Origin of the sequence: Phocaeicola dorei (assembly GCF_013009555.1) — a bacterium.
Lineage (GTDB): Bacteria > Bacteroidota > Bacteroidia > Bacteroidales > Bacteroidaceae > Phocaeicola > Phocaeicola dorei.
The window spans coordinates 2,475,211-2,502,054 of record NZ_CP046176.1; the positions used below are offsets into that span (position 1 = coordinate 2,475,211).

Genomic DNA, 26,844 nt, shown 5'->3' on the forward strand with positions numbered 1-26,844 from the left:
TGTATGCTCCTTGCTAAATTGACACACAATATTAGAGCATTTTGCAAAATCCGATATAAAATAATGCCCTAAAAAATAATTAAAAAGAACATATACATATATTCGGATTCTTTATTATAAGACAGGCATGTCCCAAAATCTCCCTATAGGTTTTATTGAAAAATAATAGATAAGCTGCATAATTATTGAAATTTGGTTGGATACAATTGGGCAATAGTTAGGTAAGGGAATGTATGCTTTGGTTGTAAAAAGTGAAATAAAAAATCCCCGGAAGAACCGGGGATAAACTTTTGTTATGAGATTTGGCTTCTACTCCAAAATCACAGAACAAAGATACGCAAAATTCTATTCTTTATCAGTTGATTGTATAATCCAATTGGAAAATTGTATTAAAAAAAATAATCCCGGCTCGTGATGAATCGGGGCAAACCTTATATAACAAGGTTGGACTTCTACGATGGCAAAGATCGTGAAAATAAAACATACGGCACGTTATTGGATGGTATAATGTGCCGTTTCATTTATTAAGCCGATTTCTTTTTAGATTCCAAAAGTTTAGGAAGGTAATCTAAGGCAAGTGGATCTCTTTCTTTGAAATACTTTTCTGCGTTTTCATAAAGCCAACGCTCATTGACATATCTTATAAACATCGGAAGTGCATCTATAGGATACATAAGCACATCAACAACCCTTCCGTCAGGGAAATGGTGTTTGTATGTTTTGTGCTGGTTCCACAGTTCGGAGTTATTCTCTCTCATGAAGCGAGCGAACAATTTACCAACAGAACCGTCAGGCATCATAGTTTTACCATGCGCCCCTTTATCTGGTATAGCATAGCCGACTTTTTCAAGTTCTGCATAAAGCCTCACATATAATTCTGAAATAACAAAGAAATAGTTAGATGGAATCATGTGGATATTGTCTTTGTACCTTTTGATAAATTCAGGAAGAGTGCCTCTATCAGTTATACCGTAATAACCTTTTTCCCTGATAGAAGGGACAACTTCATCGAATAGCCATGACTCAAATTTTTCTGCATTTGGCAATTGAGAACGGGATATAAGCCGATATACATTACCCTCATTGATGTATTTCATTTTTTGAATGCCACTAGTTGTAGGGGGGCGCGAATCACGACTCCCATTGATTTACAATATCTTATAATTGCATCTCTGGGATTTACATAACCTAATACTCTTGCAACATCAGTGGCACAAAACCACAATTTACCATCTTCTTCGATGGTTCTAATCTGATTAAAGGCATTTTCTTCATCAGATTGATAATTAAATAACAATAAATTGATGTTGTAAACTTTTTAAAAATAAAATACTTATTATCCCATCCAAATGGGTATGGCAAATATACATTTTGTTGTCTACAAAAACAAGAAAATGCAATAATAAAAAAGGACAATAACCTTCACAGGCAATCGTCCTCATAGGGATAATATTTATTTTTAAAAGTTTCAGACAATATTGATATGTATGGAAATATTATCTTTCCAGTTGCACACTGCAAAGTGTAATATTTTATTTTGAATAAATGTATGTTTACAGGCAAAAATAAAAGTGATTTTGCAAAAAATAGATGCAACCAAGTTTCTTAATAAAACGCCCCGATTCATCACGAGCCGGGGAAATTCAAATTTATAAATTTAAAGTCTTATGATGAAGATTGTCTGTTGCGCCAAAAATATTGGCGCAACAACATGACAACAAGCAAAACAGTTACACAAATACAAGCAAAGCCTATTTGCTTAAGTAATGTGGATTCTTTTTTCTTCTTTACCTCTTCAGTCTTAGTTTTTTCATGTTTGATGGAAGTGGCTTCCTTATCAGCTTTGACATTTGTAGTATCGGCTACCACCGTCTGTTTATCCTCCTTCTTGTTGAAATTACCTTCTACATGACCGTCAGCCAGTAACGGAGGTTTCCCGGTAAGACTGTCGGGCGGCTTTCTTGTATCATAAATCCGAAATTAATCACGTAGCTGCCATTAGTGGTAATGAGTTCGCTCAAAGAGGTGGTTGATTCGTGTACGATGTTGACAGTTTCACTGGCGCTATCCTTGCTGATTACTTCTGTGTCGGATTTGATAGCCTTATGCGAGCTACCGCATGACAACAGAAGAAACAGGCACATAAAGAGAGCCAGTAATATGTGCCGGCTTACCCAGTTCATAACCTTAGCCAACATAAGAGATATCATTTATACGGTGGTTCATCCAGCCCCGTTTGAACTTGTTATTTGCAGGGCGTTCCCGGCATATATCCTCGATGAAATCAAACCCTGCAATCTTGATCTGATCAAACAGTTCACGTGGATTACGGGAATTTACTGCAGCGAGTGTCTTAGGCCCGACAATGCCATCAGGAATCACGCCAACCAAATCATGCGGTATTTTGATACCGTGCATTTCGCTTGCCCAGATCCAATCGACAAGGATATCAGCTATGGATTGGGATTTAATTTCGTCAGCTTTCCACCTGTCCCAATACATGGTTTTCAAAATCTCCGTTTATTCCTCTTTCGTGATGTTTTTCAATCTTTCAACCGTAGGCTTGGGATAGCCTTTCTTTCGGCAATACGCTTCATAAGTTCCAATGGTCACACCCATATTGGTAGCCCCTCCTAAATCGTCCGGGTCATTTACAAAACCGCCTTCCCACTTCAGGATAAACGGTGCAAGTTTTTTCACATCAGCCATTTTTCTTTTCCTCCTTATCTTTAATTAATGTAGTCCTGCGTGGTGGAATACGACGACCGCATTCGCTGTCAGGCCTGTCACAACGGTTATGCTCGGCATCTTTCAATTGCAGTTCCAGCTCGTGGCACTTATGAATCCATGCCAGCTTATCAGACTGTTCATTACGAAGCTCAACGTATAACGCATCAATCTTGGCGTCACGCTGGGCGATGCGTTCTTCCAGCCAGTCAACCTGCTTACGCTTGTTCTCATCCTCCATCGAATCGGCGGACGCATCCTCCTTCCGTGCGTTCGTCTTGTGGTTCACCCAGAACGTGACACCCCAGCGGACAGCCTCCAATCCCCCGAAAGCTCCGATTATAGCCAACCAGTCGTTTAATTCCATTTCGTCTATTGTTTATCTGATTATAATACAACTTCAAAGATATGTCTATTTACTTGCGTCATTGTTGCAGAATTACTTAAATCCATTGCCACGATATGACAATAAAAAAAGAGCCTGATGACAATATTTATTGCCATCAAGCTCCTGGTTACTCTGCAAAGATAGTGAAAACTATTCCATATTCAATCCATATTGAAAAAATAATCAGGAATAATATTCTGATCATCCGAAAAACTTAAAGAATCACAATTTAATAGAAAATAAATAGGATTCATGAAATCTACCGGTTATCTATAAAATCAGATGTTCTCAAACTTTTATCGGGAAATATCTTTACTTTTCTCCTTTTCCTTTGAGCGTTTTTCAAGTCACGTACTATGGTGCTGGAAAGTATCTCTGAATAAATCTGTGTGGTCTTGACGGAAGTATGTCCGAGTAGCTTCTGGACTGTTGTAATCGCAACTCCCTGATGGATCAGCAGGGTAGCACAGGTATGACGGCTCACATGATAGGTTATCCGCTTTTTGATACCACACAATCCGGCCAGCTTTCGAAGCTGCCTGTTCACCTCCGAGTTGCAAGGCAGGGCTGCAAGACTGCCGCTATCCGGATAGCGGTCAAGAATGCCCAATGCCCTGCTTTCAAAAAGCAAATGCAACGGCAGACGGATTTCCACCCCTGTCTTGACGGATTTGAAGTACAGCCACCTCTTGCCGTTTATCCTGATAAAATTCTCAGGTGTGAGCTGGCAGAAATCAGAATAACGCAAGCCGGTATAACAGCAGAATAGGAAAGCATCGAGCACGTGGCGCATGGATTCCTCTTCCACCTCAACCGTTTCCAACTTCTTCAACTCGTCCGGGATAAGAAACTCATGTCTGCCCTTCTCCTGCTTGATTTTGTATTTCCGAAAGGGATAAGCGTTCGCGTGCATGTATCCTTGGTTGATTGCCTCATTGACCAAGGTACGGAGCTGTCTCATGTGCTTGGCTATCGTATTGACCGCATTGCCCTTTTCTTTCAGGTATTGTTCAAAATCACGAAGGAATGTATAGGTAAGATCCTTGAAGTCCAGCCCGGAGCGGAAATCATGCAGGACCGCCAGTGTCGTATGCAGGTTATCCTTGGTGGACTGCTTCTTGTCCGAATTGTCAATGGCTGATTTGGCGAAAATGGAAAAGCTGATATTCACGGCACTTTTCTTTTTGACGGCATCTTTCAGCAAAGAGAGTGTGGCAGGTATTCCACGCTTCCAATATCCTAACTCTATACCTTGCAGATACAGGATGTATTCATAGAGCATTGCGTTCAACTCATTTGACTGGGGATGGTTAATGACTTGTGCCCCTTCACGGCTCCAGCACTCCGGTTTGAGGTACACATTTGTCTTCAGATAGATTTTCCTCTGGTTCAAATAGGCTTCAATTTGTACAAAGGCTGTGCCCTGTTTATTCAGTTTCTTTTGGCGGTTATATACAAGACGGTATCTGATTTTATCCATTTTTCTGCAAAGATGTATTCTCTGTCTCAAACGGCAAAATTTTTAGTCTACAAAAATGCACCCTCACTTTCACAAGGTGTATGATGACGGATACCTTTATATAATAAATATGGATGAACTTGATACCGATTCATTGAGTAGGATATATAAGAGGATTGTTCCCTGATAACTCTCGCCTTTTCATACCGGTTATCCGCATACTCCCCGTTTCCGACATGATGGTATTCTAAAACGGCATTTTATTACAAAAAAAATACATTTGTGAATAATTAGTACCATTCTGAAGGCTGTATCCATACCGGACGATGATATAAGGGTGTAAAATATCAATTTGCTGATAACTAACCGTATAATACCCGTTTGATTTCCTGTTTTTCATGTTCTTACAGCAATATTATATTATAATAAAGGATTTAATAATTAAAAATAATTTAAATGTTATAAATAGGCCATTTTTTACATTTACCCATTTCTTCTGTTTCTTCTCCCATGAGAGCCCGTACGTATAGTAAAAAATGATTTTATTCCGGTTTTTCCGTTCTTTTAAAAGTATTTCCAGATAAAAGGGAGAATATTGTGGAAATTCCGGTTTGATTTTAACATAAAAGATATTGTAATTACTTTTTTGAATAACTTCTTTTGTAAAAGAAAGAATAAAAAATGTACTTGGTAACACTCGGGATTTAACAATGTTAAAACCTGATCTAACATCTTGGGAAGAATGAATAATGGAATTGTGAACAGGCTGTTTCTTGCGGCCCTGCTGTTCGTCTGCACTGACTTGTGCGGTCAGAACGTTCAGATAAAGACGAATCTTCTTTATGACGCCACCGCCACTATAAATATCGGTTCGGAGTGCCGTTTGGGCCGTCGTTGGAGTCTTGACCTTTCGGGCAGTTACAACGGTTGGAAGCTGGGCGGTGACAGGAAGTGGAAACACTGGCTTGTGCAGCCGGAAGGCCGCTACTGGTTCGGCTCCGCCTTCAAGGGGCATTATGTCGGTGTGCACCTCCACGGCGGCCAGATGAACCTGGGCCATGTGGGCTTTGGGGATCATGCGCTCAGGGAGCATTACAGGCAGGGGTGGTTCTACGGGTGCGGTGTCGGCTACGGATACCAGTGGTTTCTAAGCCGCAATTGGCGCATGGAGGCCGGTCTTGGGCTCGGATACACCCGTTTTGACTATGACGAGTACGGATGTTCCATATGCGGGGGCAGGCTTGGTGAAGGCTCCAAAAACTACTGGGGTGTCACCAGAATATCATTGTCGGTTATCTACAGTTTATGACATAACAAAAATCAGACAACTTATTTATTAATCTAAAATTGTTACATTATGAATCTAAAACAGTTAAGTTTGGCTGCGCTGGCATCCATGGCTTTGTTTGCCTGCAGCAATGATGAGTCTCTTGGCGGTAGTGACGAGAATGGCACTCCGAAAGCCGTGTATATGAAACTGGAGGGTATTTCCGCCTCCGCTGTGAACGGACGCTCTACGGATGCTCCGACTGAAGGCGGCAATCATACAGTTACCGTAAGTGATGTCGCTGTAATATTCTATCAGGATGGAGGAAATATCACGGATATAGAAGAAATAACAAGTGCTGACGACAAGAAATGGAAGGCACTTGTTGACCCTGAATCTGGTGATGGATATAGATTTGTTGTCGGCCATAAAGCCGACAAGGTCATGGTGATAGGCAACTACCAAAATTTAAAAGAGAAAACAGACATTGAGGGAAAGGTGGTGGAAAACCAGCCTATTTCAGGGGTGACAGATTTTCAGATTCCTTTGAGCAGCCAGAATGTGGCAGGAACAGGCACTGATGAAACAACCAAAGCCTGTGTGACCTTGCATGGTGACGCTCCGATGACCAAGGTAGGTGAAAAAGCTCCGGAAGACAATGATTATGATGTATATGAGGCACATGTTGACATAACTCCCATCATCTCACGTGTTGAGATAAAATCATTAGGATGTGTATTCAACAAGCAAGATGAAGGTACAGCAGGCACTCCGACAGAGCATCTGTACACCTCAGTGACCGTCAAGGGTATCGGCATGGTGGATTATTATAACATGGGTACTTTAGGAAAAGATTATACTACTCAGATGATGACCAATACTACATCAAATCCAGACGGTTTGATTTACGATCCTGAACATGCTTCTGTTCCAGAGGGAGGTTACAAATTCTGTGGCGGTGAGAATGCATCATGGGGCTGGTCTTATGACATGATAGGCGCCTCCAATGGGATAACATTAACTTCTGGCGATGTATCATCGGGTTCTGTCACAAAATATGTGGGTGCAACTGCTGAAACACAAACTCAGAATGAATCTCGAACTTTTGCCTATAACTTCTTCCCCAAGGGTGAGATAGCCAATGTCAGGGTATGGGTTGAAGCACAAAAGGAAAGTGATAGTGCAAAGAAATCTTTTGTTGTCACCGCGAACTTTAAAGATAAAGAAGATGGGGGTACAGTTGTGGAACCTCAGGCCGGCAAAATCTACCAGTTTGACTACCTGTTCAATGAGACTGTTCCGGGTGTATGGGACAAGGACCAGAAGGTGGTGTATGTGAAAGTGACAGTCAGGAAATGGACTATTACAACTGTTTATCCTGATTTCCACTAATCCGATATCCTACGATTTATAATCCGCGGTTGCCGGCTGTCATGCCGGTCGCCGCTTTAACCTGAAACGAAGAAGAAAGATGCTGAAAAAGAAACTGTTCACCGGTATTTGTCTGCTGTCACTCCTTTCAGGCTGTGTGCTGGACGACCTTCATGACTGCCCGGGCCATCCTGACAAGCCGGTTCCTCCCAACCCTCCGGAGGAAACTACGCAGTTCCTGTATTTCCGGTATACGGGAGACGGTGACACCGACCTGCTGACAGAGAGGATCTCATGTGTCGACATGTACGTCTTTGACAGCGGGGAACGTCTTGTGAGCACGCTGGAGATTGACGCGGAAGCCCTGAGGGCGAGGCATGGCGTTTCCATTGACCTGCCTGCGGGCAATTATACGGTGGTCTGCCTTGGGAATGCGGGCGAGCGTACACAGGTGAGTGATCTGACCACCTGTGACTTTCATATGATGTTCTTCGCCCATCCCGGCTACTTCATGAATGACGAGAGCATGCTCACCGGCAATGACCCGCTGTATCATGGCGACTTGCGGTTCAGGGTGGAGGACGGGAAGTCTCTGAAGGACACCGTTGATTTTAACTCCTCCCATTTGAAGGTCTATGTCGAGGTGAAAGGGTACGGAACGACGGAGTATGGAAAAGACGGCGGTGAACCGGATATCCGCCTGCACAACATGCCGTGCCGTGTGTTCTTCGACAACCGGATCTGCCCCCAGAGACGCACCTACCATCCTGAAGTCGGGAGGGAGGGCGCACAGGACATGTATGTGGGAAAACTCTGTACCTTCCGGTTGGACGGGAACCATCCGGCTGAGATAGCGCTTTACAGCGGGGCGGGTACGGAGCCTTTCTATACGGTCGATGTCGCGGATTTCCTAAAGAGGCACCCAGAGGTGGACATAACCAAGCAGGAGGCCGAGCTTTCCATGCGGATAGAATTCAGGGAGAGGAATGCGAATGTGACAATCACCGTTCCCCAATGGGGGGTGGAGGATGTCTATCCTGATGTTGGTTTCGAATAAGCGGATATGAGTATGAACGGACTTAAATATATATGCCTTGCCTGCATTATTCCTTTCTTGCCGTCCTGCATACAGGAGGAGCATACGGGGGATGCGGGCGATGACGGCCGTGTGACGGTCAGTCTGACCTTTACCACCCGTACGGAAGAGGGTGCGGATGAAGGCATGGAAAGCGACGAAGGGAACAATGAGAACCTGATCAGAACGGTCAGGGTCTATGTCTTTGACGGGAGTGATGGCAGCCTGACAGGTTATCACCATGCGGATCTTTCTGATAAGAATGTGACGGAGAAGTCTTTTAATATAAGATTGGGGTTCTCCAGACACACGATTCCCGCCGACGGCCATACGTGTTTGTTTTACGCCATAGCCAATGAGGGGAGTGCAGAAGGGCTGAAATCCCTGCCGGCCGCTGTTTATGATTCTGAAACCGGGAGATATGTCTGGACGGACGACAAGGAGATAACACAGCGGGAACTGTTGGAGTTGACATTCAGTGGGCTTCCTGAGAGCAAGCTGACCGAAGGGGATCCGGCCGCGAAAGACGAGACCGGGAAGAAGTACTCAAGTTCCATTCTTCCCATGGCTGTGAAACAGGAGGTTGTCATAACGAAGGAGACGGAAAACCTGACACTTCCCCTGCGGCGTTCCGTGGGCAAGATGGAACTTTATTTCGCCAAAGGCGGCATCGGTGAAGGTGACCTGTATATCGGGCGCGGAGTATATCTGTACAACATCCCGACGAAAGGATATCTGTTTCCCCAAGATGCTCCGGCGTTGGAAAGTAGTGAGATAGCCCATAGGGAAAGTGATAAAGGCGACACTTCCGACTCCCCATATCAGAAGAACGGTCTGCCGATCCTACGTTGCGGCTTTGAGGATACACCATCCAACCCGGATGAAATCGCACAACTTCACATCAACAAGATAACCAGAAGATGGAACAACAAGGCTCCGGACGATAATACGGATGGAAAGAAAGAGTACCAGTGGCTTCCCGGAAAGGCGGTCTACCTGTTTGCAAATCCTTACAAATCGGATAAGAATGTCGCCAGTGGGGTGGAAGGTGACGGGTATTATATGAAGATTCTGCACCACAGCCATGAAAACAGTGATACGGGGGCGGACAAGGAGGAGTCCCATATGGATTATGTCACACTTCCAGCGGTCAAACCCAACATGTTTGTCAAGGTGTTCCTTGTCATCCCCTTGGATGGGTATACGGCCACTAGAACATGGTGGAAAGTCGGAGACTGGACGGAGGTCGAGAATCCTGGCATTAGTTTTGATTAACAAGAACATTTATATATGGCAATTTTTATGAAAGGTATATCAAGATACATATTGACGATGTTGGTGCCGTTCCTTTGCCTCTCCTGCACGGACGAGATACCGATGCCGGCTGGCTGCGGTGCTGCCGGTGGCGTGGACCGCGGCAAGACTGTGAGGGTGAGCCTTCCGTTCAGTGTCAGCGGCGGCATCAGATCGGATATTGTCACCCGTGCGGCTGGCACCGAGGACTCCCGTCTGGGCAGGATCATGCTGTTCATGTATGAGAATAAGGGTAAGGACCAGAGCCAGAACAAGCTACTGGGATACAGGATATTCCTGAACTCCAATGAAGGGACGGTCAATAATGAGGAAGACGGCTTTTGGACAGGAGAAGGAAATGAGGGAAGACTGAACTTCTATGCCTATCCGGGTGATGTGTATATCTATCTGTTGGGAAATGTGACAGGCTCCTTCCTCAAGTATTTTCCCAGCATGCAATCGGAGGAGGAGCTTAAAGGACTTACCGATCAGGAAAAATTCTTTCAGGCGGTCCGTCCCACATGGACGGGCAACTTCAACATGACGGACGGTTACCTGCCGCTGGCAGGCTCCGTGAATAACAGTACTGCGGCATGCAGGATTGGCGAGGATGGTACTGTCACTTATATGGATGATGCTACAGGCACAGAAACAAGAATAGACTCAATAAATAATCCTTTCCTTCTGAAACGCCTGATGGCCAAGATCAGTTTCACTTTCAAGTCCAAGGAGGGAGTGACCTTCACCCCCCGTAGCTATCAGTTCCGTCATGTGGCCGAGTGGGTATCCCCCAAATTCAGCCAAGACAGGACAGATAAAATAGGTGTGACTGACGGGGAGCAGACTCCTTTTAACCCCCAGACTCCCAACTCTTTTCTGGTCTATGTTCCGGAGAATATGGCAAGAACACAGGCAACCGGTATAACTTCTTTCCATGACCGTGAGAAAATAAAAAAGGGTTCCAGCGGAATAAATCTTAAAGAAACCCAGGAGGGCCATGAATCACATTATCAGTTCGAAAATGCTCCGGAGAACACCACCTATGTGGAGGTGACAGGACATTTCAAGGGAAAAGATAATAAAGGGATGGAAGTGGAGGCGGACGTGAAATACACCATCCATCTGGGGGATTTCTCTGATGGCAATTTTAATAACTTTGATGTTGAACGTGACCATTATTACAAATATACCGTGACGGTCAATGGTGTGGACGAGATTATAGCCGAGGTTGAGACAAACCGGGAGAATCAGCCGGGTGCCGAGGGCGTGGTGTTTCGTAAAGGCTCCAAGGTCCGTGTGGACGCGCACTATGAGGCGGTGGAGATGAATATAAGAAGGAGCGTGCTTGAGCAGGGTATCTATATATATTGCAAAACTCCCTTCGGAACGGTTGGCGAGATGTACTATCCCCAAAAGGGAGCTGATGATGCAAATTTAAGAGCAAAAGAGATCCTTATGCCCTATCTCGGATGGGTCAAATTCCAAAAACAGGATACAAAAGGGGAACTGGCCATATATGATCCGAAGGAAACACAGAATGTATTTGAAGTCCTGCAGGAAGTCTGGAATGAAAATGGAGAGGGTGCATATTACACCTGTTTTGTAGACGAGTATTATTACGAAGAAAATCCAGTCAATAAGGGAAATGTCAGGCTGAACGAGTTTGTCAATGCCGATGACCGCGTGTTTACCCTGGCAACCTCCTTGCAGTATAGTAAGGATCAGCAGAGTATCCTTGCCGACGCTGTATATTCCGTCAGCCAGCGTTCCATCGCCTGCTTCTATGACCTTGACAACTTTGAGGGTAATGTGTACGGGATGGAGAGTGTTGACGAGACGGGCGGGTTGTATTGCAGTGAACGGTTCGACCAGGATTTATCATTATCAGAGAATCCTGACAAGGACGGCCGTGGAAATACGTTGGCACAGTGTGGCGCAAACGGATATGGTTATGTAAACTGGAAAAAGAACGGGTATCTGTTGCAGAATGACGGCAGTTATAAAAAGGAAGGCGGGTATACCACATTGTCTTATGATGGGCAGTATTCTTATAAGGCGTGGGCCGGCCGTAACCGTGACCTGGACGGTAGTGGCACGTTGGAAGAGAATGAGATACGATGGTACGTATGTGCGAGGGACCAGATTATCGGCATGTGGATAGCGGAACCTGCACTTCCTACGGAGGCGGTCCTGTGTCCGGAAGACATTGAAACACTGCTGGCGGGTAAGACGTCTGAGAATCCGGTTGCCCGGATACACACGAATTCGGGCCGGAGCAGCCGTCTTGTCTGGAGCGAGCAGGGATGCAGTTTCGGTGGCGAACACAAACGGGAACGGGGGAATATCCGATGTGCCCGCAATCTTGGCATTACCCAGGCTGCGAAACGGAATACAAGCCATACCATTTTCCCTGATAGATATTATGAATATGACAATACGACAAAGACCATTACAATGAACCTTTCGTCTATCGCATTGAGGGGGTTCACGTCAAGGGAACTGGCGCCCCACAATGAGCGCAGCGTCATAAACAGGGTTCCAAAGGTTCTGCAGGTATCAAGTGATTTCTTGTATGGAAAAGTCAGACAGGATTATTGTGGTGGACATGGCTTGATTGTGAAGGAAAGTTCTTCTAAAAAATATTATCCGTTTATAACCTCTACAGCAAAGGATGCCAAGGATGCCTGGATAACAGAAGCTGCCAGTTATGTGGAACAAGACAGTAAGGTAAGTTCCGTTCAGACCAGTGCGTCATGGCGTCTGCCTAACCAGCGCGAGCTGGCATTGATCGTGGTGGCCGCTCCTGAACTCTTGAGAAAGACAGGCGCACAAGTGGGTGAAAATACCTATGATTACAATGACACGTTTATTTATAAGAAAGAATGTGAGGGAAACATGTTTGGTCATGATTGGAAGAATCGTTATCGGGCCTCCATTCATTGCCGCACCAGATTTTCTATAAATTCAGGACTTGACGGAAATGGAAGTTATACAGTGTATGGGTATTGCTGTTATTATAACGAGAATGGTTCAGGACAGGCAACTGATACAGGATTTCTGGGATTGATGAGTATTGGTTATAACAATGAGTGGTTGGGTTATGGTGATGCGGGCTATGCTGGTTACCGTTGCGTCAGGGATATAGAATAATGCTAGAATTATTAACAGTGATCATAAACAGTTCGCTCATACAGGTAGGAATTTAAACAAGAATTTCTGCCTGTTGGCGATCTGGGGGGACTGATAGGAATAAATGATACATGGTTAAGATTCAGAGATGCTAGAAATATAGATTCCCAAGACGAATTAGGCTCTATGCAATATAGTGGAATGTACTTACTAAGAGAAGATTCAGAATTAGAATATGTCCGTAATTGTATATTAGTTGTAATCGGTAATCCTAATATCTGTTGTGTTCAGAAATTATATAATTATAACGGAAGTATCTATAAATATAGAGTGAAATGGTATAGTAATTATTGGGATAATTGGTGAACCGTATCTTGGGTATAAAAAAACGGATGGTCCGGTACAAGCCGGTTCCACCCGATCCTGATATGCACAACGCCATGTGCAGTGCAAAGGTAATAAATATCTGAATAAACCGCTATATTTTTCAAGATATAGAGATTTCTTCCAAATCTGATATACTGATTTGATCTGTCACGTCTGTGAAATAAAATTTACTATGATTATCAGAGAACACTTCAATATTAGTTCGTGACCATGTACTTTTATAAATGTAAACATAAAAACTTGTTTCATCTTTAAAAAGTCTGATATTACTCCCTCCCTTTGCCAACAACATGTCTGTAAAGATGTTTATATCTGAAAGAATCACACGAATAAAGCAGCATGTAGATAATGTGTTATTAGGTGCACTATAGATATATAATCGATGGACAATATTTTGGCCATAATCAGGCCAATTTGCCGAAGGGTGAAGTGTGTTAAATAAATGGTTTATGTTATTGTTTATTGTTTGATTTTCGTATATTTGCAATAAATCTTAATTTGAATGGGAAGTTGGAGTGAACAACAGGAAGTAAAGAAGGAAGTTAAAGAAAAAGAGAAAACAAGTCGGGAAACGCTTGGTAAGTTCTTTTATGATTTAGCAAAAATATCTTTTACTGCATTAGTGGTAGGAAGTGTTGTTTCTGTTGCGACACAACAAGAAAAAGTAGAAAATTGGGTACTTATACTTATAGGTATTTTTGTTACCTATATATTTCATACATAGGTTATAAAATAATAAAACAGTAATTATATGGAAGCATTAATATCTTTATTTGCGGTAATGGCTGTGATAGGTTCTATTATAGCTGTTTGGCTTAATACCAAGTCTGGCAAGAAATGGCTCGCAAATCTATAGTGTACTTTTCATTGGAAATTGAGGGTATTATGGACGCATTAGGTTTTAGTCTGGCAACAAAAAGTGGTTGGCTGGTCTGTGCTCTCTGATGCCTTACAATTTTGGTTAATGTATGAAAAGGAAATCCCTTGAATGTTTATGGTCGTTCAATTATAGTAGTGAGTTGAGCGGCTTTTTAGTATTTGGACGTTAGAACAGGGAAAATAATGAATAAAATAGAAAATCAAGATGATTTTTACTAAAACGAATCTTGGAGGATTTTGAATGGGTAGATAACCTTCTGCTTGTCAGTATAGTAAGCGCAGATCAGAATTCATACTGGCAGTCTAAAGGTGGCGAGTTCGAGTCTCGCATGCTCCACTTTTTAATGAGAAAATGAAGGTCTGCGGAGCAGGTCTTTTTTAACTTAAAGACTATAAATATGTTAATTTATAATACAACTTATCAAACAGGTATTGACGATGCGCGTAATTTTGTCATTTGGCTTAGTGAAAGCTACATTCCCGAAGTGGAAAAAACGGGAATATTGCAAAATCCCCGTCTTACGCACATCCTTAGTCATAAAGAGCAGGATTCAGAATGTTTTTCATTGCAATGGGAGGTGGAAGATACAGCGGCCTTACACCGCTGGCATACTCAGCAGGGGATGCATCTGAATGAGGAAATGATGAAGATATTTAAAGATAAGGTGGTTGGCTTTCCCACTTTGATGGAGGTAATTAAGTGATTCAGCCGGTAAAAGAGAAAATCATTCTGGGTATAGATCCTGGAACAACCATAATGGGGTATGGTCTGCTGAAAGTAGTAGGTACTAAACCGCAGGTAATGACTATGGGGGTCATTGATCTTCGTAAATATGGTGATCATTATTTAAAACTGCGCCGTATTTTTGAACGGGTGGTTGGTATAATAGAAGCCTATTTACCTGATGAATTAGCAATTGAGGCACCTTTTTTTGGGAAAAATGTGCAGTCGATGTTAAAATTAGGGCGGGCACAGGGGGTGGCTATGGCTGCTGCTTTGAGCCGTGATATTCCTATAACAGAATATGCGCCGTTGAAGATAAAGATGGCGATAACCGGTAATGGGCAAGCCAGCAAGGAACAGGTCGCTGATATGTTGAAGAGGATGTTACATATACCAGAGAGTGATATGCTGCCTTTTATGGATGCAACAGATGGGTTGGCGGCTGCTTATTGTCATTATTTGCAAATGGGCAGACCGACATTGACTAAAGAATATTCCGGCTGGAAAGATTTTATAAATAAGAATCCTGATAAAATAAAAAGATAAGATTATGAATGTGAGACATGTTATTTGGGCATCAATTGTTTCTACTACTATTAGTTGTCAGTCTGTGAAAAAAGAATATAATTCGTTTGATGAATATCCTGTCCGTGAAGATGCGCTGACTGAAATGGAGTACTCACCTGCCGAAACAAAGTTTTCACTTTGGGCTCCTACAGCGGAAGAGGTGCGTGTCCTTTTATTTGAATCGGGTAATGAAGGTTCAGCTTCTAATACTTTTCCGATGGAGATGGGAGAGAATGGTACCTGGACTATTTCAATAAAAGAGGACCTGAAGGGTAAATTCTATACCTTTAATGTGAAGGTGAACGGGAAATGGTTAGGAGACACTCCGGGAATTATGGCAAAAGCCGTAGGGGTAAATGGTAAACGGGCAGCTGTGCTTGATCTTCGTTCTACAGATCCGGAAGGATGGGAGAACGATGTGCGTCCTCCTTTGAAGAATTATGCTGATATTATGGTTTATGAAATGCATCATCGCGATTTCTCTTTGGATTCTGTTTCTGGAATTCAAAATAAAGGCAAGTTCCTGGCTTTGACAGAGCAGGGTACTATCAGTTCTTCAGGCGAGAAGACAGGTATTGACCATCTGAAAGAACTGGGAATTACCCACGTACATTTATTGCCGTCGTATGATTATGCCTCGGTGGATGAAACAAAACTGGACAAGGCCCAATATAATTGGGGGTATGATCCGCAAAATTACAATGTGCCTGACGGCTCTTATTCTACAGATCCTTATAAACCCGATGTTCGTATCAGGGAATTCAAACAAATGGTACAAGCTTTACATAAGGCGGGAATCAGGGTGGTGCTTGATGTGGTGTATAATCACACTTTCAATACAGACGAAAGCAATTTCGAACGTACGGTTCCCGGTTATTTCTATCGCCAGACGAAGGACGGACAATGGGCAAATGGTTCGGGATGTGGAAATGAAACGGCAAGCGACCGCGCCATGATGCGTAAATATATGATAGAGTCTATTCTATATTGGATTAATGAATATCACATAGACGGCTTTCGTTTTGACTTGATGGGGATACATGATATTGAAACCATGAATGAGATACGTGCGGCTATTGATAAAATAGATCCGTCTATTTTCATGTATGGTGAAGGATGGGCTGCCAGTTCTCCTCAATTAGAAGCAGACAAACTGGCAATGAAAGCCAATGTGGAAAAGATGCCTCGTATCGCCGCTTTCTCAGATGAAATGCGTGATGGTTTGCGAGGTAGTTGGGATGATGATACCAAAGGAGCTTTTCTAGTAGGGGAGCCGGGACACGAAATGAGTATCAAATTTGGAGTTGTGGGAGCAATCGAACATCCGCAGGTTATAAGTGATTCTGTGAATTATAGTAAGAAACCTTGGGCGTTACAACCTACCCAGATGATAAGTTATGTAAGTTGTCACGATGACATGTGTCTTGCCGATCGTCTGAAAGCTACCATGCCAGATGCTTCGGTAGAGGAACTGGCAGCTTTGCAGAAGTTAGCGGAAACATTTGTCTTTACTTCACAAGGAGTACCGTTTATATTTGCAGGGGATGAGATGATGCGTGACAAGAAGGGAGTTCATAATTCTTATAATAGTCCCGACAGTATTAATACGATAGATTGGAAAAATAAGACCGTGCATAAAGATGTGTTCGAATATGTGAAAGGTTTAATAGCCATGCGTAAAGCACATCCCGCTTTCCGTATGGGGGATGCTGATATGGTACGTAGGCAATTGGAGTTTTTACCTGTAAAAAATACGAATGTGGTTGCCTTTATCTTGAAAGACAATGCAAATGGTGACTCATGGAAAAATATCATCGTAGCTTTGAACAGCCGTGCAGAGCCTGTCAAGTTGGACATTCCGTCGGGTAAATACACTGTAATCTGTAAGGATGGCAAAATAAACATGAAAGGCCTGGGACAGGTTTCAGGTGCTGAACTTATGGTACCGGCACGCTCTGCAATGATTATACATCAATAGAAAAAGGCTCAAAGAAGATTAATAAAGACTTTGTCGTACAGACTAAAACACATAATACGAATGGAAAAGACATGGAGATGGTTTGGGAGGAAAGATAAGATAACGCTTCCCATGCTTAGACAAATCGGGGTGGAAGGAATTGTGACCGCCCTTCATGATGTACCTAATGGTGAAATATGGACTTTGGAAGCTATTAAGAGTTTAAAAGATTACATTGAATCTCACCAATTGCGCTGGTCGGTGGTAGAAAGCCTGCCGGTAAGTGAAGCTATCAAATATGCCGGTCCTGAACGGGGTCAATTGATAGAAAACTACAAAGTAAGTCTGGCCAACTTAGGTAAAGCGGGTATCAAGACCGTATGCTATAATTTCATGCCCGTCATTGATTGGATACGTACCGATTTGGAACATCCTTGGGAGGACGGGACCAGTTCTTTGTACTTTGACAAGATCCGGTTCGCTTATTTTGATTGTATGATTCTTCAGCGTGAAGGGGCGGAGAAAGACTATACCGATTCGGAATTACAACAGGTGCGTGAATTGGATAAGACTATAACCGAAACCGAGAAAAACGAATTGGTCGATACCATTATAGTCAAGACGCAGGGATTTGTAAATGGTAATATAAAGGAGGGAGACCGGCATCCGGTAGCCATATTCCGCCGTCTTTTGTCTTTGTATGATGGGATAGACCGTGATGCCCTGCGTGAAAACTTACGTTATTTCTTGCAGGCTGTCATGCCGGTGTGTGATGAATATGGCATAAATATGTGCATTCATCCGGACGATCCCCCTTTCCAGGTATTGGGCTTGCCGCGTATTGTGACCAGTGAGGAAGATATCACCTGGCTCCTCCATGCGGTTGATAACTCGCATAACGGGCTGACATTCTGCGCCGGTTCGCTCAGTGCCGGATTGCATAACAACGTACCTTCGTTGGCACGTATGTTTGCGCACCGTACTCATTTTGTACATTTGCGCAGTACCAATGCATTTCCCAACGGGAATTTTATAGAAGCATCTCATTTGGGAGGGCGTGCTCATGTGATAGAGTTGATCCGTATTTTTGAGAAAGAGCGTCCGGGTGTCCCGATGCGTGTGGATCATGGGCGCATGATGCTGGATGATGCCGGCAAAGGATACAACCCGGGCTATTCGTTTCATGGCCGTATGATGGCTTTGGCTCAGATAGAAGGTATGATGGCGGTTATCAACGAGGAATCAAAACTTAAATCCTAGATTGACGTACATACTCACTTTATTGGCTCGGTTTGCATAGTTCAGTGATGCCTCTAAGGGCCCGAACATACTATCCAAACCGTAGCCGATACCGCAGCCGAACATGGTATCCTGTTCCAACAGATACCTCAGCTTGCTTGCACTCAGCGCATAATTTCCCGTTAGCGTCAGATAATGTACACTTCCCATCCGTTGGCGGAATTTCATGCTTCCTATCAGTAGCGTATTTCTCATTAATTCCACATTGTTTATTCCCACAAACGGTAGTTGTTGTTGCAGGAAGCGTCCTTGCACATCTCCACCCATTGCATTAAGTTTGGAATATGGAATATCTTTTCCTATCAGGAATCGGCCGTAAATGGCAGGCAGTATGGAGAATCTGCGTGTAACAGGGATCACTCCCTGGCAATAACCTTTTATGGCTGAAAAAGGGGCATGGCCGTCATATCCGGTAAAGTTGTCGGTATAAAGCGAATAAGAGGCTCTTGCCGATATGCCTTTGGTTGGGAAGTACGCCTTGTCGAAAGTCTCGTAATGCATTTGTGCGAAATAACTGAAGAAGTGTTCTGTTCCTACGTCAAAACCCTGATTGCCTTCCTGGTATAAAAATTTGTCATAGTCATACAATTCATACCTTAATCCGATAGCAAAACGCACATTCTTGTACCATACATCCGAGAATGACAGTTCCCCCAAATGGTAGCGGAAAGTGGAGTTATGTGACTTATCTCCATAACGATAGAAATTAATATCATTGTATTGAAACATATATGCCAGCCCGATATTCTTCAAAGGAGCCGGTTCAAATCCATAATCTATGCGCGCGGCATAACGTTTTCCCAGTCGTCCTGTCAAAGACAGCGTAGTGGGTACTTTTCCCCGGAAATTGCTGGTGACATTAATCAGCAGACTGGCTGTTTCTTCCGAATCAAAACGAATCCCTACGTTTAGTTTATTCTCATATTTCTTGCTTAGAAGGAAATGTAAATTATAGCCTCCGCCGGGGGCTTCGGGCAGATTATAAGTGGCGCTGGAATATTCCAGGTTAGAACACAATATGGCCGTTGCTTCTTCTATGCGGCGGATGCTTATTTCAGAATCCTCCTTTAAATCACAGCGTTTCAACAGCCATCGCTTGTCTTTCTCGTCCAGCCCGTCGAAAGTGATTTCTTTTATATACACTTTGCGGCTGGGGGAGTACGGATAGCTGGGAAGAGGTTTCGGCATATAGGTGCTGTCCAGACCCAGTTCCTGCTTCAGCTTCATTAAAGCACCTTCTTGTGCCAGTGCCGCTTCTTCTCCCCGGCGGATCAGTGTATCCACTGCATTAGGTGTGAAGCTGGCAGCTGAATATCCTTCCACATTCACCTTGATATAAGCATTGGTCTCTTCCAGGTTCTTTTTATAAAGCTGTAATCCCATCAAGTTGATGAGCTGCCCCAAAATACTGCCGGCGCTATTCAGTTCGTTGGCAGGCTTCAAGTCACTTTGTACGTCTACTCCTATAATAATATCCGCCCCCATGGCACGCGCAACATTTACAGGGTAGTTATTTACCACACCTCCATCCACTAGAACCATACTGTCCAGCCGGACTGGAGTGAATACTCCCGGTATGGCCATACTAGCCCTCATGGCCGTAGCCAGTACACCCTTATGAAAATTTACCTCGTTGCCATTTACAATATTCTCGGAAACACAGGCGAAGGGAATAGGCAACTTGTTGAAATCGATGGAATCATGATATCCTACGGTCAGCTCGCTGAACAGGTTTGCCAAGTTTTGTCCCTTTATCAATCCTCCTATGGCTTGTGTTTTGGCATCTTTTCCGAATGGAAGAGAGAATACATACTTTTCAGCGGCCTCCCGTTCCGCCATATTTTGTTCACTGCGTGGTATTTTGTCACTCAGCAGAAAAGTCCAGTCTTGCCGGCGAACCATGCTGTCTAATTGTTCGGGAGTATAACCGATGGAGTAAAGTCCGCCTATGATTGATCCCATGCTGGTTCCTACTACATAATCTATGGGAATGCCGGCTTTTTCTATGACCTTTAAAGCACCTATATGTGCCATTCCTTTGGCTCCTCCGCCACTGAGAACTATACCCACCTTCTTTCGGGAGTGTGGTTGGGCTGTTATGTGAACGGAGATACAAAGTAACCCTGCTGCTATTAACAAGGTAGAGAATTTCATCTTTTTCATCTTACTATAAATCTAGTCTAAGTTAAAAAACAAAAACAGTGCAAAGATGGTTTAATCTTTCAGCTTTTACAAGTGCTGATTGTCACAGATATTGGTCTATTTTGCTGCTGAGGTTTCAAAGATAAGAAATTGTACCGGAAAAAAGAATTTTGTATATCGCTTTTTTGTCGTACCTTTGTCTGTGTAACGAAAAAAGTATGGATAATTTTGCAGCAATAGACTTCGAGACGGCAAATAATGAACGTACCAGCATATGTAGTGTGGGTGTGGTTATTGTGAGAAATGGTGAGATAGCCGATCGGTTCTACAGCCTCGTCCATCCTGAACCGGATTACTATTTGTATTGGAACACCCGTATTCATGGATTGACACAGGAAGATACTGCCCATGCTCCTGTTTTTTCAGAAGTATGGAAACAGGTTGCCCCTAAAATAGAGGGGCTTCCGCTAGTTGCGCATAACAAAGCCTTTGATGAGAGATGTTTGAAAACTGTGTTCCGTACTTATTGTATGGATTATCCTGATTATGACTTTTATTGTACCTATCAGGCTTCCCGGAAGCTGAAAGGGTTGAGAAACCACCAGTTACATACAGTGGCCGGTTTTTTTGGTTTTGAATTGGAGAATCACCATCATGCGCTGGCTGATGCTGAGGCGTGTGCATGGATTGCCAGACAGATTCTGTGAGTTATAATTAAAGATTTATGATTTCTGAAACCCATGATACAAGAAGATACTTATAAAACCATTACAGACATTGCCGAAGGCATATATACGGAGAAACGGAGTAAATTTATAGCTATTGCCATTCCGGTACGTACCATAGAGGAAATAAAGCAGCATCTTGACGCGTATCAGAAGAAATATTACGATGCCCGTCATGTGTGTTACGCTTATATGCTGGGGCATGAAAGGAAGGATTTCAGAGCAAATGATAACGGAGAGCCTTCGGGTACCGCAGGAAAGCCTATTTTGGGGCAAATAAATTCCAATGAGTTGACGGATATCCTTGTTATAGTAGTCCGTTACTTTGGAGGTATAAAATTGGGAACCAGCGGACTGATTGTCGCTTACAAGGCCGCCGCTGCCGAAGCAATAGCTGCTGCTGATATAGTGGAAAGAACAGTGGATGAAGAAATCACCGTATCCTTTGAATATCCTTTTATGAATGATATCATGCGCATTGTGAAAGAGGACGAGCCTGCCATCTTGGAGCAATCGTATGATATGGATTGCCTGATGAGGCTCCGGATACGTAAATCCATGATGGGAAAACTCCGTGCACGTCTGGAGAAGGTGGAAACTGCCCGTATTATTGAATAACTCTGTCGGTACGTCGATATATTCTTTTGGTCATATTCACTGCGTTCACAGCAGATGAGAAGCATACGGAATGTGGCTGTAAAATGTATTCCCCATATCAAATGAAACATATTTGTAATATGAATGAAATGTTACAGATATACCGAACCTATATCTTTGCAGCCGTAAACAAAGAAAGTCACATTAATAAAAATGAGAAATACACTTGTAGCGTCTGCTTTTACAATGCTGAGTATTGCAACTGCTTCCGCACAGCTGACTATTCCTAAAGAATATTTGCCGGAAGTACATGGAACGATCCGCGGTAAATATGAACTTCAAACCACTAACGGAATGCAACGGTTCCAAGTACGTAACGCCCGTGTCAGTCTGGACGGGAAGGTTCTTCCGGTAATCGCTTATAAAGCTGAAATAGACTTGTCCGATGAGGGAAGTATCAAGATGCTGGATGCATATGCCCGCTTTGTCCCCAATGATACATGGAATGTCACACTAGGACAGATGCGTGTGCCTTTCACCATAGACGCTCATCGATCTCCCCACCAACAATATTTTGCCAACCGTTCGTTCATAGCCAAACAGGTGGGGAATGTGCGTGATGTGGGGGCTACCGGAGCTTTCTCTTTAAAGGAGGGACTGCCGTTGAAACTGGAGGGCGGACTGTTCAACGGCTCCGGACTCACCAATCAGAAAGAGTGGCACAACACGTTGAATTATTCTGTTAAGCTTCAATTGATGCCGTGGAAAAATTATAACTTGACTTTGAGTACCCAGAAAATACATCCCGATAAAATCAGCATCTATATGTATGATATCGGTACTTACTACGAGTTTGATAATTGGCATATAGAAGCCGAATACCTTTATAAAACTTATGCGAAAAACTCATTTGATGATGTACATGCTTTCAACGCCTTTGTCAATTACGACTTGTTTATCAAGAAAGGTCTGTTTCAGAAAATTTCATTTTTAGGACGTTATGACAGTATGGGAGATCATAGTAACGGTAATGCGGATGAGGATGGTAAACTTTACATTACCGATTATTCCCGCCAGCGTGTGACTGGAGGTGTGACGTTAAGCTTTGGAAAGGCTTTTCAAGCGGATTTGCGTCTTAATTATGAAAAATATTTTTATGATAAACTTTCTTTGGCAAAGGAGTCTGAACAAGACAAGTTTGTTATGGAATTAATGGTACGGTTCTGAAAAAAGTAGGGTAAGTAGGGGACCCTACTTTTCCCGGAACTCACCGATATATCCGTGCTATCTTATCGGGAGACAAGCCTACCCCCATCTCTCTTTCATCATATCTTCCAGTTTCAGCAATTCATCCCTATACTGTGCAGCTTCTATAAATTCCAGCTTCTTGGCAGCTTCCTGCATCAGTTTCCGGGTACGTTCTATCGTTTTCTCCATCTGTGGCTTGGTCATATACTGAACAATCGGGTCGGCAGCCATTGTATTGGAAGATGGCTCAATATATGCCTTGGAGCCTTGAGTGGTTCCCGCCGCTTCGTTGCTGTTGTTGCCCAACAAGGCAGCATTACGCGCACGCTGTATTTGTTTGGGGGTGATTCCATGCTCTTCGTTATATGCCAGCTGTTTTTCGCGACGACGGTTGGTTTCGTCTATCGTTTTTTTCATGCTGTCCGTCATGCGGTCTGCATACATGATTACTTTTCCATTGATATTGCGGGCGGCGCGTCCTGCTGTCTGGGTCAGCGAACGGTGGGAACGGAGGAACCCTTCTTTGTCTGCATCCAGAATGGCGACCAAAGACACTTCGGGCAAGTCCAGACCTTCACGAAGCAAGTTCACACCCACCAGTACATCATAAACGCCCTGACGTAATTCATCCATAATCTTAACGCGTTCCAAAGTGTCCACATCGCTGTGGATGTAGTTGCAGCGGATGTCATTGCGCAGCAGATATTCGGTCAATTCTTCTGCCATGCGTTTGGTGAGCGTGGTCACCAGTACACGTTCTTCTTTCTCGATGCGTTGCTGTATCTCTTCCATCAGGTCATCAATCTGATTCAGACTGGGGCGTACTTCAATTACCGGGTCCAGCAGTCCGGTAGGACGGATAACCTGTTCAACGATAATGCCTTCACTTTCCACCAATTCATAATCGGCAGGTGTAGCACTGACATAAATCACTTGCTTGGCCAGTTCCTTGAACTCTTCAAATTTTAGAGGGCGGTTGTCAAAAGCCGACTCCATCCGGAAACCATATTCCACCAAATTGGTTTTTCTGGCCCGGTCACCACCATACATGGCACGTATTTGCGGTACGCTGACATGGCTTTCGTCTATTACAATCAGGAAATCATCCGGAAAAAAGTCCAGCAGACAGTAAGGACGGGTACCTGCATTACGCCCGTCAAAGTAGCGGGAATAATTTTCTATGCCCGAACAGTGTCCCAGTTCGCGAATCATCTCCATATCGTATGTCACGCGCTCATAGAGTCGTTTCGCCTCATACATTTTTCCTTCCTCCTCGAATTTGGCCACCTCTTTCGTCAAGTCGTCCTCAATCTGATGAATAGCTCTCAACTGGCTCTCTTTGGTGGTCATAAAAAGATTGGCCGGATAAATTTTGTATTCATCAAAAGTAGCCAGACGGATTCCCGAAACAGGGTCGATCTCTTCAATGGCATCAATTTCGTCGTCCCAAAACATAACCCGGAGGAGATTGTCGCTATATGCCAGGTAAATGTCTACCGTGTCACCTTTTACGCGGAAATTCCCGCGATTCAGCTCTATATCGTTACGCACATACAGGCTGTCCACCAAACGGCGTAAAAATACATTTCTGTCCAGCAGTTTGCCTTTTTTTATCTCAATTACATTATTATAGAAATCCGACGGGTTCCCCATACCGTAGATGCAGGACACGGAAGACACCACCACCACGTCCTTCCGTCCCGACAGCAGGGCAGAGGTGGCAGCCAGCCGCAATTTGTCAATCTCTTCATTAATGGCCAGATCCTTTTCTATATAGGTGTCGCTGGACGGCAGGTATGCTTCCGGCTGGTAATAGTCATAATAAGATACATAGTATTCCACTGCATTGTTGGGAAAAAAACTCTTGAACTCTCCGTATAACTGGGCCGCCAATGTTTTGTTATGGCTTAATATCAAGGTGGGTTTATTGATGTTTTTAATTACATTTGCAATCGTGAAAGTCTTGCCGGACCCGGTAACCCCCAATAAAGTTTGTGCGGGGACTCTTTCCAGCACTCCCTCGGTTAGCTGGGCGATAGCTTCCGGTTGGTCGCCGGTGGGTTGGTATTCGGAAATCAATTCAAAATTCATAAATAGTATGTTTAGTTTAATGAGATGTAAAAATACAGTTATTTCCTTAAATATTATCTATTCATCTCTAAAAAATAGACTCTTGTCGACTTTTTAGCATTTAAAAACATGGAAATATTGCATTATTCGGTGGAAAGGCGTAAATTTGCGCAATTATTTGAATAAGATGAAAAAATATATCATTATAGCTCTTGTCTCCGGTACGGTTCTAACGTCTTGTGGAGAGTATAACAAAGTTTTAAAAAGCACGGACTACGAATACAAGTACGAAGCGGCCAAAAGTTACTTTGGCAAAGGGCAGAATACTAAGGCGGCCACCATTCTGGAGGAATTGATTACCATCATGAAGGGAACGGATAAGGCTGAGGAATCACTTTATATGTTGGGTATGACCTACTATAATCAGGGTGACTTCATCACAGCTTCGCATTATTTCACCACTTATTATAATACTTATCCGCGTGGGGTCTATACGGAACAGGCCAGATATTTTTCAGGAAAAGCATTGTTCTTGGATACTCCGGAACCTCGTTTGGACCAGTCGAGCACCTATAAAGCTATTCAGGAGTTGCAGATGTTTATGGAATATTTCCCAACCAGTAGCCGTCGGCAGGATGCACAGCAAATGATTTTTGATTTGCAGGACAAGCTGGTGATGAAAGACTATCTGGCTGCGAAATTGTATTATGATTTGGGTTCTTATACAGGAAACAGTACTTATAGTACTACCGGTAACAATTATTTGTCTTGTATCGTTACGGCTCAGAATGCTTTGAAAGACTATCCTTATACCAAGATGCGCGAAGATCTTTCTATCTTGGTCTTGCGTGCTAAATATGATATGGCGAAAGCGAGTGTGGAGGAAAAGAAAGAAGAGCGTATGCGTGAGACGATAGATGAATATTATTCTTTCAAGAACGAATTTCCTGACAGCAAGTATACTAAAGAAGTGGAGAGCATCTACAAGGATGCCAATAAGTATGTAAAAGAATTTAATGAATAAAACTAAATAAGAAATTATGGATTACAAAAAGACAAACGCTCCAAGTAATACTGTTACCCGTGACATGATGGATTTATGTGCAGACACAGGTAACATTTATGAAACTGTTGCTATCATTGGCAAACGCGCCAACCAGATTAGTGTTGAGATGAAGAATGATCTTTCAAAGAAATTGCAGGAGTTTGCCTCATACAACGATAACCTGGAAGAAGTCTTTGAAAATAGAGAGCAGATCGAGATCTCACGTTATTACGAAAAGCTTCCGAAACCGACATTGATCGCTGCTCAGGAATATGAAGAAGGCAAGGTTTATTTCCGTAATCCTGCTAAAGAAAAAGAGAAACTACAGTGATTTTTCATTGGGGGTTGTGCAAAAGGTCTTTACCACAGATTACACAGATCGTTCTATTTTGATACATGAGTCATTTCGTGTGGAAACTGTATCAATCTGAGTAATCTGTGGTACATTTTGATGCACCTCACATTATATTAGCCCTGTTATGCTGAACGCAGTGA

Annotated in this window: 21 protein-coding genes and 2 pseudogenes; 15 read left to right on the forward strand and 8 right to left on the reverse strand. The window is 43.3% G+C overall.

The genetic code is table 11. The features are described 5' to 3' along the window. Positions 1-524: 524 nt before the first annotated feature. From GKD17_RS10350 to GKD17_RS10370, 6 genes and pseudogenes are all read right to left on the reverse strand, one after another. A complete protein-coding gene (locus GKD17_RS10350; RefSeq protein WP_007835884.1) occupies positions 525-1,097 on the reverse strand; it encodes a BRO-N domain-containing protein in 573 nt (190 codons plus the stop codon). Continuing rightward, on the reverse strand, positions 1,094-1,297 hold the full coding sequence (locus GKD17_RS23580) for a BRO family protein (protein WP_007835882.1): 204 nt from the start codon (positions 1,295-1,297) through the stop codon (positions 1,094-1,096). The genes GKD17_RS10350 and GKD17_RS23580 overlap by 4 nt, the downstream gene beginning before the upstream one ends. Before the next feature lie 368 nt (positions 1,298-1,665). Then, positions 1,666-2,198: pseudogene (locus GKD17_RS23585) on the reverse strand (hypothetical protein). Continuing rightward, positions 2,188-2,709: pseudogene (locus GKD17_RS10360) on the reverse strand (glycoside hydrolase family 108 protein). The pseudogenes GKD17_RS23585 and GKD17_RS10360 overlap by 11 nt, the downstream one beginning before the upstream one ends. After that, complete coding sequence (locus GKD17_RS10365) at positions 2,702-3,094, reverse strand: hypothetical protein (RefSeq protein WP_007835868.1); 393 nt, start codon at positions 3,092-3,094, stop codon at positions 2,702-2,704. The pseudogene GKD17_RS10360 and the gene GKD17_RS10365 overlap by 8 nt, the downstream one beginning before the upstream one ends. Before the next feature lie 280 nt (positions 3,095-3,374). After that, positions 3,375-4,595 (reverse strand): site-specific integrase, encoded by a 1,221-nt coding sequence (locus GKD17_RS10370; protein ID WP_170272828.1) that lies wholly within the window; start codon positions 4,593-4,595, stop codon positions 3,375-3,377. A 721-nt stretch (positions 4,596-5,316) separates the two neighbouring features. On the opposite strand from GKD17_RS10370, the gene GKD17_RS10375 reads away from it, so the two are divergent. The 10 genes from GKD17_RS10375 (at position 5,317) to uxuA (ending at position 18,483) form a co-directional block, all read left to right on the forward strand. Further along, positions 5,317-5,883: a DUF3575 domain-containing protein gene (locus GKD17_RS10375; RefSeq protein WP_007852110.1), complete on the forward strand. Its 567-nt coding sequence runs from the start codon at positions 5,317-5,319 to the stop codon at positions 5,881-5,883. A gap of 48 nt (positions 5,884-5,931) precedes the next feature. Next, entirely contained in the window at positions 5,932-7,233 is a 1,302-nt protein-coding gene (locus GKD17_RS10380; protein ID WP_007835858.1) for a hypothetical protein, read from the forward strand. A gap of 79 nt (positions 7,234-7,312) precedes the next feature. Then, positions 7,313-8,269 (forward strand): FimB/Mfa2 family fimbrial subunit, encoded by a 957-nt coding sequence (locus tag GKD17_RS10385; RefSeq protein ID WP_007835856.1) that lies wholly within the window; start codon positions 7,313-7,315, stop codon positions 8,267-8,269. Positions 8,270-8,281: 12 nt separating this feature from the next. Continuing rightward, the gene (locus GKD17_RS10390; protein ID WP_032936342.1) at positions 8,282-9,562 is read left to right on the forward strand and encodes a fimbrial protein; all 1,281 of its coding nucleotides are present in this window, start codon (positions 8,282-8,284) and stop codon (positions 9,560-9,562) included. Positions 9,563-9,589: 27 nt separating this feature from the next. Further along, positions 9,590-12,730 carry a DUF4906 domain-containing protein gene (locus GKD17_RS10395; RefSeq protein WP_235778236.1) on the forward strand — a complete coding sequence of 1,047 codons (3,141 nt, stop codon included), beginning with the start codon at positions 9,590-9,592 and terminating at the stop codon, positions 12,728-12,730. 868 nt (positions 12,731-13,598) lie between these two features. Next, entirely contained in the window at positions 13,599-13,820 is a 222-nt protein-coding gene (locus GKD17_RS10400; protein ID WP_007835844.1) for a DUF6722 family protein, read from the forward strand. 553 nt (positions 13,821-14,373) lie between these two features. Beyond that, entirely contained in the window at positions 14,374-14,679 is a 306-nt protein-coding gene (locus tag GKD17_RS10405; RefSeq protein ID WP_005846656.1) for a DUF4286 family protein, read from the forward strand. Continuing rightward, positions 14,676-15,245, forward strand: a complete 570-nt coding sequence (gene ruvC / locus GKD17_RS10410) for a crossover junction endodeoxyribonuclease RuvC (RefSeq protein ID WP_005846654.1) — start codon at positions 14,676-14,678, stop codon at positions 15,243-15,245. The genes GKD17_RS10405 and ruvC overlap by 4 nt, the downstream gene beginning before the upstream one ends. A gap of 4 nt (positions 15,246-15,249) precedes the next feature. After that, the gene (gene pulA, locus GKD17_RS10415; protein ID WP_007835840.1) at positions 15,250-17,244 is read left to right on the forward strand and encodes a type I pullulanase; all 1,995 of its coding nucleotides are present in this window, start codon (positions 15,250-15,252) and stop codon (positions 17,242-17,244) included. Between the two features lie 60 nt (positions 17,245-17,304). After that, entirely contained in the window at positions 17,305-18,483 is a 1,179-nt protein-coding gene (gene uxuA / locus GKD17_RS10420; RefSeq protein WP_007835838.1) for a mannonate dehydratase, read from the forward strand. Here the strand turns inward: uxuA and GKD17_RS10425 are convergent. Beyond that, positions 18,466-20,685, reverse strand: a complete 2,220-nt coding sequence (locus GKD17_RS10425; RefSeq protein ID WP_007835836.1) for a patatin-like phospholipase family protein — start codon at positions 20,683-20,685, stop codon at positions 18,466-18,468. The two genes, uxuA and GKD17_RS10425, sit on opposite strands and share 18 nt — an antisense overlap. A 197-nt stretch (positions 20,686-20,882) precedes the next feature. Between GKD17_RS10425 and GKD17_RS10430 the strand changes: the two genes are divergently transcribed. The 3 genes from GKD17_RS10430 to GKD17_RS10440 all read left to right on the forward strand — a co-directional run bounded on the left by GKD17_RS10430 (position 20,883) and on the right by GKD17_RS10440 (position 23,213). Continuing rightward, a complete protein-coding gene (locus GKD17_RS10430) occupies positions 20,883-21,371 on the forward strand; it encodes a 3'-5' exonuclease (RefSeq protein ID WP_007835834.1) in 489 nt (162 codons plus the stop codon). A gap of 33 nt (positions 21,372-21,404) precedes the next feature. Further along, complete coding sequence (locus GKD17_RS10435; protein ID WP_007835825.1) at positions 21,405-22,007, forward strand: IMPACT family protein; 603 nt, start codon at positions 21,405-21,407, stop codon at positions 22,005-22,007. Between the two features lie 192 nt (positions 22,008-22,199). Then, positions 22,200-23,213 carry a porin gene (locus GKD17_RS10440; RefSeq protein ID WP_007835823.1) on the forward strand — a complete coding sequence of 338 codons (1,014 nt, stop codon included), beginning with the start codon at positions 22,200-22,202 and terminating at the stop codon, positions 23,211-23,213. A gap of 78 nt (positions 23,214-23,291) precedes the next feature. Here GKD17_RS10440 and uvrB read toward each other — a convergent pair whose 3' ends face one another. Further along, on the reverse strand, positions 23,292-25,325 hold the full coding sequence (gene uvrB / locus GKD17_RS10445; RefSeq protein ID WP_007835822.1) for an excinuclease ABC subunit UvrB: 2,034 nt from the start codon (positions 25,323-25,325) through the stop codon (positions 23,292-23,294). 166 nt (positions 25,326-25,491) lie between these two features. Here uvrB and GKD17_RS10450 point away from each other — a divergent pair, with 166 nt between their 5' ends. Both GKD17_RS10450 and GKD17_RS10455 read left to right on the forward strand, forming a co-directional pair. Next, complete coding sequence (locus GKD17_RS10450) at positions 25,492-26,328, forward strand: outer membrane protein assembly factor BamD (RefSeq protein ID WP_005853238.1); 837 nt, start codon at positions 25,492-25,494, stop codon at positions 26,326-26,328. Positions 26,329-26,344: 16 nt separating this feature from the next. Then, positions 26,345-26,680, forward strand: coding sequence for a DNA-directed RNA polymerase subunit omega (locus GKD17_RS10455; protein ID WP_005846636.1), 336 nt, complete (start codon positions 26,345-26,347; stop codon positions 26,678-26,680). The last annotated feature ends 164 nt before the right edge of the window (positions 26,681-26,844 follow it).

Excerpts from the sequence above, each read along its gene's own strand:
- GKD17_RS10370 (WP_170272828.1), bottom strand. The coding sequence starts at position 4,595 with ATGGATAAAATCAGATACCGTCTTGTATATAACCGCCAAAAGAAACTG.
- GKD17_RS10350 (WP_007835884.1), bottom strand. The coding sequence starts at position 1,097 with ATGAAATACATCAATGAGGGTAATGTATATCGGCTTATATCCCGTTCT.
- GKD17_RS10375 (WP_007852110.1), top strand. The coding sequence starts at position 5,317 with ATGAATAATGGAATTGTGAACAGGCTGTTTCTTGCGGCCCTGCTGTTC.
- uvrB (WP_007835822.1), bottom strand. The coding sequence starts at position 25,325 with ATGAATTTTGAATTGATTTCCGAATACCAACCCACCGGCGACCAACCG.
- GKD17_RS10455 (WP_005846636.1), top strand. The coding sequence starts at position 26,345 with ATGGATTACAAAAAGACAAACGCTCCAAGTAATACTGTTACCCGTGAC.
- uxuA (WP_007835838.1), top strand. The coding sequence starts at position 17,305 with ATGGAAAAGACATGGAGATGGTTTGGGAGGAAAGATAAGATAACGCTT.
- GKD17_RS10365 (WP_007835868.1), bottom strand. The coding sequence starts at position 3,094 with ATGGAATTAAACGACTGGTTGGCTATAATCGGAGCTTTCGGGGGATTG.
- GKD17_RS10430 (WP_007835834.1), top strand. The coding sequence starts at position 20,883 with ATGGATAATTTTGCAGCAATAGACTTCGAGACGGCAAATAATGAACGT.
- GKD17_RS10425 (WP_007835836.1), bottom strand. The coding sequence starts at position 20,685 with ATGAAAAAGATGAAATTCTCTACCTTGTTAATAGCAGCAGGGTTACTT.
- GKD17_RS10450 (WP_005853238.1), top strand. The coding sequence starts at position 25,492 with ATGAAAAAATATATCATTATAGCTCTTGTCTCCGGTACGGTTCTAACG.
- pulA (WP_007835840.1), top strand. The coding sequence starts at position 15,250 with ATGAATGTGAGACATGTTATTTGGGCATCAATTGTTTCTACTACTATT.
- GKD17_RS10395 (WP_235778236.1), top strand. The coding sequence starts at position 9,590 with ATGAAAGGTATATCAAGATACATATTGACGATGTTGGTGCCGTTCCTT.
- GKD17_RS10400 (WP_007835844.1), top strand. The coding sequence starts at position 13,599 with ATGGGAAGTTGGAGTGAACAACAGGAAGTAAAGAAGGAAGTTAAAGAA.
- GKD17_RS10405 (WP_005846656.1), top strand. The coding sequence starts at position 14,374 with ATGTTAATTTATAATACAACTTATCAAACAGGTATTGACGATGCGCGT.
- GKD17_RS10385 (WP_007835856.1), top strand. The coding sequence starts at position 7,313 with ATGCTGAAAAAGAAACTGTTCACCGGTATTTGTCTGCTGTCACTCCTT.
- GKD17_RS10390 (WP_032936342.1), top strand. The coding sequence starts at position 8,282 with ATGAACGGACTTAAATATATATGCCTTGCCTGCATTATTCCTTTCTTG.
- GKD17_RS10380 (WP_007835858.1), top strand. The coding sequence starts at position 5,932 with ATGAATCTAAAACAGTTAAGTTTGGCTGCGCTGGCATCCATGGCTTTG.
- GKD17_RS10440 (WP_007835823.1), top strand. The coding sequence starts at position 22,200 with ATGAGAAATACACTTGTAGCGTCTGCTTTTACAATGCTGAGTATTGCA.
- GKD17_RS10435 (WP_007835825.1), top strand. The coding sequence starts at position 21,405 with ATGATACAAGAAGATACTTATAAAACCATTACAGACATTGCCGAAGGC.